This window comes from Kitasatospora sp. NPDC048545, assembly GCF_040651155.1.
GTDB lineage: Bacteria > Actinomycetota > Actinomycetes > Streptomycetales > Streptomycetaceae > Kitasatospora.
Window position 1 is genome coordinate 1 of the sequence record NZ_JBEZIQ010000107.1, and the last position, 13022, is coordinate 13022.

The following is a 13022-nucleotide window of genomic DNA, read 5'->3' on the forward strand; positions in this document are numbered from 1 at the left end:
CCTCACAGCACACGACTACCGGGGCCGACCCTCCGCAGGCAGGCGAACGCTACTGATTCACCCATCCGAGCGACATCACGGATTCAACTTCAGTATGCAGGTGTTGTTCCACACACGTAATACGGTGCGGCACTCGGGTACCACGCCGAAGCGCCGGCAGCGTTGTATGCGCGAACCCGGAAGCACTTGTACGTGTTCGGAGTGACGTGCCAGTTGTCTGCTGTCGCATTCGCGCCGGCCAGGCGGAACGAGATGCCGTCGGTGATCTCGAAGCCGGATTCATTGTTCGAGTTGTCTTGCCATGTGAGAAGAAATGTATTGTTCGCCGTCGGAGTGACCCTGAGGTTCGAGGGCGGCGCCGGGACCGATTGCGCCGATGCCGACCCGGCAGGGATGGTGACAGTCGCAATGGCGGCTGCCGCTGTCAACATCAGATAGATTCTTCCACTCTTCTTCGGATACATGATCACAATTCCTCGGCGCTCCGCCGACGCCTCCGCCATCACGCGCAGTATGCAAATCCAGGCCGGTCCGGGGTTCTGACTTCGTGGAGTCACCGCAGCTGCGCGTCCGAGCCGGTTCGCGTAGAACGTGGAGCCCTGATTCTCCACATTCATGTTCGGCTATCTCCAGGACACCACAGAATTGCCGTTTTCGGCAGGGGCCTGGAACCACAGCAATCCCGCCACCCAGGCCTGTTGATCTCCTGGAGGTCCTGACGGAAGCCGCTACCGGCGGGGCCGCTGATCGTCGTGCTCATTGCGCTGACCGGCCGCGGCGTGGGACGGCGCGGCCGGCCGGCTTCCCGTTCCTCTGCAGGAGGGTGCTGCCGGCGCAGCGGACGGAGGTGGTCGGTGCCGGGATCCAGCGGGGTCCACTCAGGACGCCGAGCGCGCGTCACGCGTGCGGCTGCCGCCTGCGCCGCCTCTTGCTCCCGCTGGTCAGGCCCGGGTGCGGACCGCGGCGCCCCGGCGGCGCCCGTGGAGGCGACTCGGCGAGTCTCCCGCACCGCGACCGGCGGGGGACCGGGCCGGTCACGGGTGCCGCTGTCGCCCCCGAGGGGGAGTGACCCGCCGTCAGCAGGGCACGGCTGTCGGCGTCGCGCTGATCGAGGGGTTCGTGAAGGGCATCGGCGCCTGTGTCCGGACGTCGAGGCGGCATCTGCCCTGGTCAGGAATCGAGCAGGGGCGAAGGTGGAGATTGCTGACGCCGGGAAGTCAGGAACCGGCAGCCGGGGACTGGCCGGTGGCTGATGCCACCGGGTGTGCGGGTTCCTGAGCCACCGGACGCGTCCGGTGCCAGTACGAGCGGGCGGCGATGGTCAGCGCGACTCCGTACGCGGCGAACGCGACCATGCCGATCCAGCCCATCTGCAGCGCGTCCTCCGGGGAAGGGGCGTCGCCTTGCCGCATCGTCACCACGCCGGTCGCGGCCAGGGTGCAGTAGCCGAGCCCGAGCAGTCCGTACGGGGTGAGGGTGGCGGCGCCGATCAGGGCCGGAGTCAGTGGGAGCCAGCGGGGAACACGTCGGCGGTGCAGGAGCAGCGTCCAGCGCGGGAAGGCCTGACCCCATGGGCGGACCAGTCCCCACAGCAGGAAGACGCCGAGTACGGCCAGCAGCACGGTGACGTCCAGGCCCCGGGATTCGAGGGTGAGCCAGATCCCCGACGCCCCGTTGCGTTCGGAAACCGCGATGTTCTCCTCGCTGCTGATCCCGGCGAAGGTGCCGCCCGTTGCCCACACCAGTTTCATCCCGGCGTACGGGAGGAAGGCCACGGTGCCGACGACGGCGGCGAGTTGGACCGGCAGAGGTGCGGGGGAGGGTGCGGGCGCGAGGGCGCCGCCGGTCGGGCGGTGGTCGGCCCGGGCGGTCGCCGCCAGCAGGAGTGCGCCGACGGCCGTCAGCGCCTGGTTCGCCGCGGCTGCCGGGCTGTCCACTCCTTCGCCGGTCATCAGCGTGATCACGTTCATCAGCAGACCGAACGCGGCGATCCCGGTCAGCCCGCAGAGCACCCACAGCAGCACCCGCAGGGCCGGCCGCAGCCCGTGGCGCACCACCGCCCCGCAGACCAGGGCCGCCAGTACGGCTACCGCCACGAAGACCGCATCGAGGGCTGCGGCTCCCCGGATGACACCGTAGTGCACCAGCGGAGTCCCGCTCAGGGTGCACGCAAGGCCGAAGGCGCCGTACACCGTTGCCCACAGCACCGTCGCCCGGCCGGCCCACGCGGGCCATGCCTGCCACCACGTCAACGTCCGTTCATCACCAGTCATTCCTCGAAGCTCGCACCGACCGCCACTGTGCGGCATCGACGGCCCGGACGATCCGCCTCCCCCGGCCGGGGGAGCGATCTCCGGACCGTCCGGCCCCTGTGGACGACCGGAGGGCCCGGGGTGTCGGGCGCCGCCCACCGAGGACGCGCTTCAGGTGGCCGGAGCCGACTGTGCTCGGGTGGTGCGGTGACAGCTGCGGAACGCCTGATCTCCCGTTCCTCCCGGTCCCGTCCGGCCTGTCGTCCCGATCGCCACCTGCGGCGATCGGAGCAGTCCGGTGACCCGATGGGGTCGGTTCGACGCGCCAGCCGGGTAGTTCGTTGACAGATGGTCCCTATCCTGTCCGCCATGGCAGACACGCGCAGCGACACGGTCGGCACCGCGGAAGAGGTTCGCCTCGCCCTGGTCCTCAACGGCGGGGTCAGCCTCGCCGTCTGGATGGGCGGCGTGACCCATGAGCTCGACCTGCTGCGGCGGGCCTCCCGCGGCGACCCCGTGGAGTCCGTCGACCTCAAGGACCGGTCGTCGTTCCTCCTCTGGCAGCGGCTCACCGCGGAGAAGGGCAAGCGCGTCCTGATCGACGTCATCGCCGGCACCTCGGCCGGCGGGCTGAACGGCATGCTGCTGGCCGTCTCGATCGGCCGCGGCGCCGGGCAGGCCGACCTCCGCAAGACCTGGCGCGAGGCGGCCGAGCTGGACCGGCTGCTGGCCACCGACGCCTCCGGCAGTCTGATGCGCGGCGAGGTGATCGAGGAGACCCTGGCCAAGGTGGTCCGGGACATGGGACAGGACTCCGGACAGGCCGAGCCGGTCACGCTCTTCCTCACCGCGACCGCGCTGGACGGCCGGCCGCAAACCTACGCCGACGGCTACGGCGGCGAGTTCGACGTCCGGGACCACCGCCGGATCTACCGATTCCAGCACGACCCGCAGTGGCTGACCTACCGGCGCGGGCCCGACCGTGCCTGGCGGATCGAGAAGCGCCCGCGCACGGACTTCGCCGGCGACATCGGCGATCGGAACTCCGCCCTGGTGCAGGCCGCCCGCGCCACCGCCGGGTTCCCGGTCGCCTTCGCCCCCGTCCACGAGTTCCCGATGCGCGAGTACCGCGAGCAGCCCAAGGGCATCCCGACCAGTTGCGTCATGGACGGCGGGGTGCTGACCAACGAGCCGTTCCGGCCCGTGCTCGACGCCATCGGTTCCCGCCGCATGGACGGTCAGGTGGAGCGCATCCTGGTCTACGTCGCCCCCTCCTCCGGACTGGTTCCGCAGGAGAAGATCGGCCAGACGGCGTGTCACGACATCCTGTGGACCGAGGCCGCGACGAACGCGATGGCCTACCCCCGCGAGAGCAACCTCCGCTCCAGCGCGGAGGACCTCTCCAACCGCCTGAGGACCAGCGTCGGTGACGTCCAGGACCGGCTGTTCGAGCGCCTGAGCGGCCAGGGCGCGGGGGAACTCGCCGACCAGCTGCTGTACCACGCCTCCGCGCTCATCGACGAGTACCGCCGCGGCCGGGCCGCAGCCGTGATCTGGGACGCCCGGCAGATGATGGCGAGCTCCCAGCGTGCCACCTCGCTGGTCTCACTGCCCCAGGCCAACCCCGAACGCGTCCTGGACCAGTGCGTCAGCTGGCTCCCGCCCGCCCGCGCCGAACCCGTGGACGCCGTCGCCACGCCCTTCCACGACCACTGGCGGTGGGGGATCAGCCCGGCCGAGCGGGTCATCCGGCTGCTGATGGTCGCCCTGCACGACCGGGTCCGTGCCTGCCCGCAGCGGCAGGACCGGTTCCGCTCCACAGTGGGCGAGATCAGCGAGCAGCTGCGCATCACCCTCGCGGTGATGGATGCCGTCCGGGCCGACCTCTGCGAGCTCGCGCACGCCCAGGACTCCGACGTCGGCGTCGCCGACGAGGTCTGCCGGGTCTTCGAGGAGATGAAGCTCCCGGAGACGCTCGGCGCGGCCGTGCGGACCGCCGCCCGCGCGTACCACGAGGCCCTGCGGCTGCTGGGCGACACCCGCTGGGACACGCCGGAGGAGCTGGTCTCCTGCTGCCTGGCCGTCGAGGTGCTCACCGACGCCTTCGCCCCGGTCTCCCGGGTCGTCGAGCCGCTCACCCCACGGTTCAGGTTCCTGCGGCTCGGCCCGGACGACCTCGGTCCGCTCTTCTGGAAGGACCAGTACGCCGACATCGGCGCGCGCAAGCTGTACGGGCTGCGGCTCAACCACTTCGGCGCCTTCGTCAACGAGGCCTGGCGGGCCTCCGACTTCACCTGGGGACGCCTCGACGCGGCGCACCACCTCCTGCGCGTCCTGATCGAGCACTCCTCGTCCGAGCGCCGACGGTGGGAGAAGGAGCTCCACACCGCCATCCTCGCCGGGGAGATCGACGGCGAGCAGATGGAAGCCAACCTCGACCAGCTCAAGGGGGAGGACTCCGTCCTCCTGGACGACTTCATCAGGACCGAGGAGGGCACGCACGCGCTGAGGAAGACCACCGATTCCGCCCTCCGGCTGGTGCTGAGCGAGCCGCCGGTGACCGAGCGCCAGGGATCCACCCAGCGCGTCCTGCACCGGGTCAGGCCCGCCCTGCGGGCCGCGCTCGACGCCGACCACAGGCCCGCCGGGCTCGCGCAGAAGGTGCTGCGCTTCCTGCTCCGGCGGACCCGCGCCCAGCTCCACACCCGGCCGATGCCGACCGACCTGCGGCAGGCCCTCCGCCGCGACCTCGCCGGGGTACGGCGGGTCGGCATCGGCCTCGCGGTCCTGTGCGCGGTGCTCGGAGCCGGGGTCGCGCTCGCGATCGCGCTTCCGCTGGTGCGGTAGGCGTCGGGCCCGACCGCCCGTCCCACCGCCCGACCGCCCGACCGCCGGGCCGGGGGCGTCAGGCCGCCGGGGCGCGGAGCAGGGTGGCGGGGCCGCACGTGGACGCCCCATGACCGGTGACCGGCGGGCCGGTGACCGGTCACATTACGTCGGGGTGACCGATGCCCGCCGGACGGCCGTCGCCGTAGCGTCGGTGACGTCACCCCGCAGCAGAACGAAAGCAGGACCTTGCACCGGCTCACCTCCTATGTCGGCACCACCCTCGACGGCTACATCGCGGGCCCCGACGGCCAGTTCGACTTGTTCCGGGCCCCCTCCTCCCCACCGGGTTCACCCTGACCGACTCCCGGGTCTTCGACACCGGCGCCACCGTCACCACGTACACCAAGGAGACCCGGATGCTGTTCCGCCCCACCACCGAAGCCGACCTCGACCGGGTCACCGCCGTGACGGTGGACGAGCCCGTCGGCTGGATCGACGCCGACCGCTACCTGGAGGAGCTCGCGGAGGGCATGTACCGCCCGGAGTGGACCTGGATCGCCGAGCAGGACGGCCGGGTGGTGGCCCGCGCCCTGTGGTGGGGACAGGCGAGCAGCGAGCACCCCGTCGCACTGGACTGCCTGTACGTCGATCCCTCGGTCGCCGACCGGGCGGCGGTCGGGGCCGGGCTGATCCGCGCCGGCCTGCGGGCCTTCGCCGAGCAGGGCGCGGCCAAGCCCCCGCTCTACAACCTGACGCTGCCTCCGGGCCGGCGCGAGGACCCGGCCGTGGTCGCGGCCACCGACTGGCGCCGCGACGCCGCGCTGGCCGCCGGGCTCACCGACGTGGTGGAACGGCTGCGCCTGGAGTGGACCCCGGAGGCCGGGCTGCCCACCGCCGGCGGACGGCTGGTCTTCACCGAGGGCACGGACGAGGAGTTCCTCGACGTCTTCCGCCGGATCGCGGTCGGCAGCCTGGACGGCGAGACCCGCCGCACCCTCGCGCTGATGGGCGCCGAGGCCACGGCCCGGGAGGAGATGGACTTCTACCTCGGCTGCCCCGGGGAGCGCTCGTGGTGGCGGCTGGCCCGCACCCTCGACGGCGAGGTCGCCGGGCTGGCGCTCCCGTCGGCGACGCCGTACAACCGCAACGTCGGCTACCTCGGGGTGGTCCCCGAGCTGCGCGGTCAGGGGTACGTCGACGAGGTGCTGGCCGAGATCACCCGGGTGCAGGCGCAGGCGGGGGCGGAGCTGATCACGGCCACCACGGACACCGACAACGCGCCGATGGCGGCTGCCTTCGCCCGGGCCGGCTACCGGATCGCCCAGACCCGGCTGGTCTGGTCGGTGCCGGAGTCGGCCCCCGCCTCCTGAGCCCCGGCCCGGCGTCGGGTCCGGCCCCGCCTTACGAGGCCAGCAGGCCGGCCAGTTCGGTGCGGGAGCCGATGCCCAGCTTGGGGAAGGCCCGGTACAGGTGGTGCCCGACCGTGCGGGGGCTGAGGAACAGCTGCGCGGCGATCTCCCGGTTGCTCGCCCCGGTCGCAGCCAGCCGGACCACCTCGCGCTCCTGCGGGCTGAGCAGGCTGATCGGCCCGTCCTGGCGGGTGGTCAGCGCGGTCTCTCCCCCGGCGGCGCCCAGCTCCGCCCTGGCCCGGTGCGCCCAGGGCCGGGCACCGAGCCGTTCGAAGTCCTCCCGGGCGGCGCGCAGCCGGTCCCGGGCGTCGATCCGGCGGCGCAGGCGACGCAGCCACTCCCCGTGCAGCAGCGCGGTGCGGGCCCGGTCGAACGCGCTGCCGCCCTCGTGCAGGGCCAGTGCCGTGGTGAAGTGCTCCTCGGCCGCGCTGTCGGGGCCGGTCAGCGCCCGGCACCGGGCGGCCAGGGCGGCGAGCGCGGGCCGTCCCAGCGCGGTGGCCCACGCGTCGAGCTGCCGGGCGGCGTCCGCCGCCCGCTCCGGACGGCCCGCCCGGACGGCCGCCTCCACCAGGTCCGGCAGCAGGGGTAGCGAGAGCAGCGGATGGGCCACCTCGCGCCGGGCCGCCTCCAACTCCTCCAGGGCCGCTTCCGCCCGGCCCAGGCCGAGTTCGAGCAGGCCCAGCGCCCACCGGGCGTCCGCCGTGGCCCGGCCCACGCCACGCGGCCGGGCGTAGGCCAGGGCCTCGTCGGTCAGCGCACGGACCTGCTCCTCCTCGCCCCGGAGGGCCGCCGCCATCGCCAGGACGGCGCGCAGGTGGGCGGCCCGGTGAGCGAGGTCGTAGTGTTCGGCCAGCCCGAGCGCCTCGGTGCCCCGGGCCGTCGCCTGGTCGTGGTGGCCGAGCGCCAGCTCCGACCTGACCAGCAGGTCCAGCGCGGTGGGCAGCCAACCGCTGATGCCCTGCTCCCGGCAGTGGGCGACCGCTCCGGCGGCGGCCTGTCGCGCGGCCTGGTGATCCCCCGTCAGCTGACAGTAGATCCCGGTCATCAGCCGGTCCATCACGCCGGTGCCGGCGTCCCGGCTGCGCTCCACGAGCTGCCGCAGCGCGTCGAGCGCGCCGGGCACGTCACCGCCGAACAGCCGGGCGGGCACGGCCAGTACGGGCAGGTCGGGAGCGCGGGAGGCGATCTCCTCGATCAGCGCGGCGTTCCCGCCGGACCAGGCCGCGTGGACCGCGTCGGTCAGCAGTGAGGCCGTCGTGTCCGGGCGGTCGGCACCGGTCGGGTCGACGCGGGTCGGGTCGACGCGGGTCAGGTCGGCACCGGTCGGGTCGGCACCGGTCAGGTCGGCGCTGTCGAGCAGGATCCGGGCGGCCCGGTCCGGGCTGCGGTAGCCCAGCTCGACCACCGCCCGGGCGCGCGCGAAGTCCGCCGCCACACCCGGGTCCGCCAGGGGCAGCCGCACCTGGTCGGCCAGAGCACCGCACCGCTCGTCCTGGCCGGCGTCGGCGGCTTTCCGGGCCGCCTGGACCAGGCGGCGCGCCCGCCGGTCCGGATCCGCGGTGAGCTGCGCCGCGCGTTCGTACGCGGCGGACGCGGACGCCATCGCCTGCCGGTTCCCGGCCCACTCGGCGACCCGCTCCAGTTCCTCGGCGACCTGCTCGTCCGGTCCCGTCGACGCAGCGGCCAGGTGCCAGGCCCGCCGGTGGGTCTGGCCGACCACCCCCAGGGCCTCGGCGAGCGCCCGGTGCGCGGCGATCCGCCGGGCGAGCGGGGCGCTCCGGTAGGCGGCGTAGCGCACCAGCGGATGCCGGAAGCGCAGCAGTTCCCCGGACAGGACCACCAGCCCGGCCCGTTCGGCGGGTTCGAGATGGTCCAGGGCCGTGCCCAGCTCCCGGGCGGCCCGCAGCACCACGGCGAGACTGCCGGTGTCGTCGGCGGCGGCGACCAGCAGCACCTGCTGGGTGGCCTCCGGCAGCCGCCGGATCTGCTCCAGGAAGCCGTCCTGGATGCGGCTCGGCCTCCCGGTGGCCGTCTCCGGCAGCACCAACGGGCCCATCCGACCGGCACGTTGGGCCGGGGTGAGTGAGGCCGACAGCTCGATCAGGGCCAACGGGTTGCCGCCGGCCTCCTCGATCACCCGGTCCACGACGTACGGAGGAAGACCCGGAAGCAGCTCGGCGGCGGCGGTGCGTTCCAGTCCCTCGACGAGCAGCCCGGGGAGTCCCTTCACGGTCGCGCCCGGCGCGCCGTCGCGGACCGCGAACAGCATCACGACGCCTTCCGCCCGAAGTCGGCGGGCGGCGAAGGTCAGCATGTCCACCGAGGGCTGGTCGACCCACTGGGCGTCGTCGACCAGGCAGAGCAGCGGGCCGTCGGCGGCGGCCTCCGACAGCAGCGTGAGGACGGCGAGGCCGACGGTGAAGCCGTCGCGGACGCCGTCGGCCGTCAGCCCGAAGACCGCCCGCAGGGCGGCCGCCTGCGGCCCCGGCAGCGCGTCGACGAGGTCCAGCACGGGCAGGAACAACTGGTGCAACCCGCCGTAGGCCAGCTCCATCTCCGACTCGATGCCCTCGACGCTCAGCACGCGCGCGCCGTCGGCCTGCCCGGTGGCCCAGTCGAGCAGGGCGGTCTTGCCGATCCCGGCCTCGCCGTGGAGCAGCAGCGCGCCGCCGGTCCCCTGCCGGGCGTCCGCCAGCAGTCGCCCGATCCGGTCCCGCTCCGTGTTGCGCCCCCGCACGATGTGCCCTGCTCCCGTGTACCGATCGTCCTCCGCACGGGCCACCCGGCGCCGTACGGGGGCGGCCGGAGACCGCCCCGGTGATCCTCTCATCAGGCCCCGATGCCATCCCGCCGGACTTCTGGGTCCCCGCTCGGACCGCCGAAGTGGCCGTCACCGGAGTGCCGACCCCCCGGTCGCCCCGGGCGCCCCGGGCGAGGGCAACGGCGACGGACAGCCCGACCTGTACGCCGTCACCGCCGACCGGCACCTGCTGACCTTCGACGGCGTCACCACCCCGAAGGACCTCGGCGTCCTGCGCTGATCCCGGTGTCCGGGGCCCGTCCGACCGGACGGGCCCCGGCCTCGACACCCCGCTCGGAGCAGGACCGCCGGGTCCGGACGCCGACCGCCGAGGACGCGCTTCAGGTGGCCGGAGCCGACTGTGCTTGGGTGGTGCGGTGACATCTGCGGAACATCTGATCTCCCGAGCGCGGCACGGCGGACACCGGGAGGTGCTCCCCGAACTGCTCGCGCCGGCCACCGATCCCGCCGCGCGACCCGACCCGGCGTGGAAGGCCGGAGCGGCGGCCGTCCAGATCCTCTGCTGGGAGGACCGCTTCGCGGAGGCCGGCGAGCTGGCGGAGCTGCTGATCGAACGTCAAGGCCCGGGCGGCGGCGCCCTGTGCGACCAGGACATGCCGTTCGACGAGGCGTTCCTGGTCGCCCAGCTGTACGCGGACGTGCCCGCACAGCCCCGGCTGCGCGCCGCGGCCGACCGCGTCCCGGAAGGCCGGATCCTGCGGGACCGGCTGCTCTGGCTGGCCGAGCAGCTCGATCACCGGCCGGTCGAGGAGTTGCTGCCGTGCCACTACGACTGGGGCGGGCCGCTCGTCCCCCGGGAGGGCGTGATCGGCGAGTGGCTGCTGGACCGCGACTTCGCGGCGCTGGAGCCGCGTGAGAAGCGGGTCGCCTGGGAGGCGATCGCCCAAACCAACGACTTCGCCCGCGGCCGCGCGCTGGTCGGGTCGCTCGGTGAACTCCCGGAGCAGTACTACCTCTGCCTGTGGCTCGCCGGCTGGTACGCCGTCGAGGGTGACCTCGCCGGCGGCGAGCGGATGCTGCTGGCTGCGCACGATCGGTGGTGGCCGTACACGAGGTGGGATGCGCTCCCGACCTCCGAGGTGGTGCAGCCGACACTGCGGCGGGTCGTCACCGACCGGGTGCGGCAGCACTTCCTCACCAGGCCGGCCGGTCCCGAGGCGGCCGGCCGGCCGTCGTAGCGGGCCCCGGCACGTCGGACCCGGCGGACCCGGCAGGTCCGGAACGTGGAGCTGACCGCCCTGCACCCGGGAGCCGCGGAGGAAGCGGTACGGACGGACGGGCGCCCCGCGCGCGGGTGTGTGCGGGGCGCCCGTTCGTGTGCGCGGGGTCAGGCAGGGCGGATGTGCTCCGCCTGCAGGCCTCTCTGGCCCTGCACGACGTCGAAGGCCACCTTCTGGCCTTCCTGGAGTTCACGGAAGCCCTGGGCGTCGATGTTCGAGTAGTGAGCGAAGACGTCGGGCCCGCCGCCGTCCTGCTCGATGAAGCCGAAGCCCTTCTCGGCGTTGAACCACTTCACCGTGCCGGTAGCCATGCGCTTCTCCTTCGTGGGCACTGATCGGGTCCACGGGTGCGGGCCCGGAGGTGATCGCCTTGGTCCGGAGACGCGCTGAACAGCAAGAACGCCCACGGCACGTAACCGCGGGCGAGAACTTCGGAACCACGACTGCTTGATCAAAACGTTACACCGCGGTGGATCGAACGGCCAGGGATGAGAACCGGACCCCGCTCCGAGCGGATCCGCCGCCACACCTCCCGGTTCGACGGGCGCTGCCGGCGCGTTTCCGGACGGCGTCAGACCCGCCGCCCGGGGTCTGCCAGTGGTCTGCCCGGGGTGTGCCAGGGGTCTGCCAGCGCTTTGCCAGCGGGGTGCGGAACCGTCGGACGAGCCGGGGGTGCGCCGCGACCGAGGAGCGCGGACGACCGCCCGGCCCGTCGACGAAAGGGCTCTCGCGTGACTCGCACCTCCCCTCCCACCGGCTCCGCCCCCGGTCCGCGCCGTCCCTGGGCGCCCCGCACCGCCGCCCGACGCGCGGCCTCGTGGAGGCTCGGCGCGGGCGCCGCCGCGGCCGCGCTGCTGGCCGCCGTGTGTCCGGCGACCGCCGTGGCCGCGCCCGACACCGCCCCGGTACCGCGGCTCGCGTGGGCGACGTGCGGGGACGGCTTCGAGTGCGCGACCGCCCGGGTGCCGCTCGACCACAACGACCCGCGCGGCGCCGGGATCGACCTCTCCGTCATCCGCCACCCGGCGGACGACCCGGCGCACCGGATCGGCTCGCTGTTCTACAACCCCGGCGGCCCGGCAGTGCCCGGCACCGCGGCCCTGCCCGTGATGCTCGGCCGGTTCCCCAAGGAGGTGCGCAAGCGCTTCGACATCGTCAGCTTCGATCCGCGCGGCACCGGCGGCAGCGCTCCCGTCCGGTGCTTCGACGACCCGGCGGACGAGCAGGCCCTGCTGGCCGGCACCGCCGCCGGCTATCCCGAGGGCGCGGACCAGCAGTCGGCCTGGGCCGCCGCGTACCAGCGCCTCGCCCGGCAGTGCGCGGCCCGCAACCCGGACCTGCTGCCGCACGTCTCCACGGCGAACGTCGCCCGGGACATGGACCTGCTCCGCCGCGCGGTCGGCGACCGTCGCCTCACCTACCTGGGCACCTCGTACGGCAGCTACCTCGGCGCCACCTACGCCGGCCTGTTCCCCGACCGGGTCCGCGCCGTGATCCTCGACAGCGCCCCGGACCCGGTGGCCTGGTCGACCGGCCACGGCGGGCAGGCCGCCACCACGGGCGCCCTGCTGCGCAACGGCAGTGACCTGGCCGCCGGCCGCGTCCTCGGCGCCTTCCTCGACCAGTGCGCCCAGGCCGGCTCCGGGGCCTGCGCGTTCTCCGCCGGGACGGCTGCCGCCACCCGAGCCAGGTACGACGAGTTGCTCCGCCGGCTGCGTGTGCGGCCGGTCGCGGTCGGTGACGCGACCTTCACCGCCGGCGCGGCCGTGGAGGCGACGATCCTCTCGCTGTATGCCGCGAATCCCGTCCCGGGCTTCCTCGGCACCGGCTGGACCGGGCTCGGCGCGACGCTCCAGGCGCTGTGGACCGCGACCGAGGGGCCCGCCGCACCGTCCGCGCCGCTGCCGCCCGTCCTCCGCCGGTCGCCGGACCAGGCGCTCGCGGTGGCGTGCTCGGACAGTGCCGATCCGCCGGCCCGGGCCGACTACCCGGCCCAGGCGGCGTCTGCGCGGGCCCGCTCCGGCGAGGTCGGCCCGTACTTCGCCTGGGCGGACGAGCGCTGCGCCGACTGGCCGGCCCGTGACCGCGACCGGTACGACGGCCCCTGGAACCACCCGACCGCGCGACCGATCCTGGTCGTCGCCAACACCGGCGACCCGGCCATGCCCTACGAAGGGTCCCGCGCGATGGCCCGTTCGCTCGCCCGCGCACAGCTGCTGACCGTCGACGGCTACGGCCACACCGTGCTGGCCAACCCCAGTGACTGTGCCGCCCGGCACGAGGCCCGCTACCTGATCGACGGTGTCCTGCCCGCCCCCGGTACGGTCTGCGCACCCGACCACCGGCCGTTCGGCGGCTGATCGCGCGTCCGCCTGTCGCGGCCCCCCGCCCCGGGGGGGGGCCGCGGGCCCGCCCCGGCCGCACCAAAAGTAAAAATAGGAAGAGCGGGCGGGAGGGGAAAAGGTGGGGGGTTGGGGGGGAGTGATAGGGG

General features: G+C 73.9%; 8 protein-coding genes. 4 read left to right on the forward strand and 4 right to left on the reverse strand.

Annotation, left to right across the window (positions count from 1 at the left end; all coding sequences use genetic code 11):
• Nucleotides 1–89 precede the first annotated feature (89 nt).
• Nucleotides 90–617, reverse strand: coding sequence for a fibronectin type III domain-containing protein (locus AB0D10_RS44880; RefSeq protein ID WP_360268469.1), 528 nt, complete (start codon nucleotides 615–617; stop codon nucleotides 90–92).
• A gap of 600 nt (nucleotides 618–1217) precedes the next feature.
• A complete protein-coding gene (locus AB0D10_RS44885) occupies nucleotides 1218–2273 on the reverse strand; it encodes a hypothetical protein (RefSeq protein WP_360268471.1) in 1056 nt (351 codons plus the stop codon).
• A gap of 348 nt (nucleotides 2274–2621) precedes the next feature.
• Between AB0D10_RS44885 and AB0D10_RS44890 the strand changes: the two genes are divergently transcribed.
• On the forward strand, nucleotides 2622–5099 hold the full coding sequence (locus AB0D10_RS44890) for a DUF3376 domain-containing protein (RefSeq protein ID WP_360268474.1): 2478 nt from the start codon (nucleotides 2622–2624) through the stop codon (nucleotides 5097–5099).
• A gap of 398 nt (nucleotides 5100–5497) precedes the next feature.
• The gene (locus AB0D10_RS44895) at nucleotides 5498–6451 is read left to right on the forward strand and encodes a GNAT family N-acetyltransferase (protein WP_360268477.1); all 954 of its coding nucleotides are present in this window, start codon (nucleotides 5498–5500) and stop codon (nucleotides 6449–6451) included.
• A 31-nt stretch (nucleotides 6452–6482) separates the two neighbouring features.
• Here the strand turns inward: AB0D10_RS44895 and AB0D10_RS44900 are convergent, their stop codons facing one another.
• Nucleotides 6483–9227, reverse strand: a complete 2745-nt coding sequence (locus tag AB0D10_RS44900) for an AAA family ATPase (protein ID WP_360268480.1) — start codon at nucleotides 9225–9227, stop codon at nucleotides 6483–6485.
• 440 nt (nucleotides 9228–9667) lie between these two features.
• Between AB0D10_RS44900 and AB0D10_RS44905 the strand changes: the two genes are divergently transcribed.
• Nucleotides 9668–10489: a hypothetical protein gene (locus tag AB0D10_RS44905; protein WP_360268483.1), complete on the forward strand. Its 822-nt coding sequence runs from the start codon at nucleotides 9668–9670 to the stop codon at nucleotides 10487–10489.
• A gap of 149 nt (nucleotides 10490–10638) precedes the next feature.
• Here the strand turns inward: AB0D10_RS44905 and AB0D10_RS44910 are convergent, their stop codons facing one another.
• A complete protein-coding gene (locus tag AB0D10_RS44910; protein WP_360268486.1) occupies nucleotides 10639–10842 on the reverse strand; it encodes a cold-shock protein in 204 nt (67 codons plus the stop codon).
• 420 nt (nucleotides 10843–11262) lie between these two features.
• Between AB0D10_RS44910 and AB0D10_RS44915 the strand changes: the two genes are divergently transcribed.
• A complete protein-coding gene (locus AB0D10_RS44915; protein WP_360268488.1) occupies nucleotides 11263–12891 on the forward strand; it encodes an alpha/beta hydrolase in 1629 nt (542 codons plus the stop codon).
• Nucleotides 12892–13022 lie beyond the last annotated feature (131 nt).

Coding starts and splice junctions, on each gene's coding strand:
- AB0D10_RS44880 (WP_360268469.1), bottom strand. CDS start 617: ATGAATGTGGAGAATCAGGGCTCCACGTTCTACGCGAACCGGCTCGGA.
- AB0D10_RS44885 (WP_360268471.1), bottom strand. CDS start 2,273: ATGACTGGTGATGAACGGACGTTGACGTGGTGGCAGGCATGGCCCGCG.
- AB0D10_RS44890 (WP_360268474.1), top strand. CDS start 2,622: ATGGCAGACACGCGCAGCGACACGGTCGGCACCGCGGAAGAGGTTCGC.
- AB0D10_RS44895 (WP_360268477.1), top strand. CDS start 5,498: ATGCTGTTCCGCCCCACCACCGAAGCCGACCTCGACCGGGTCACCGCC.
- AB0D10_RS44910 (WP_360268486.1), bottom strand. CDS start 10,842: ATGGCTACCGGCACGGTGAAGTGGTTCAACGCCGAGAAGGGCTTCGGC.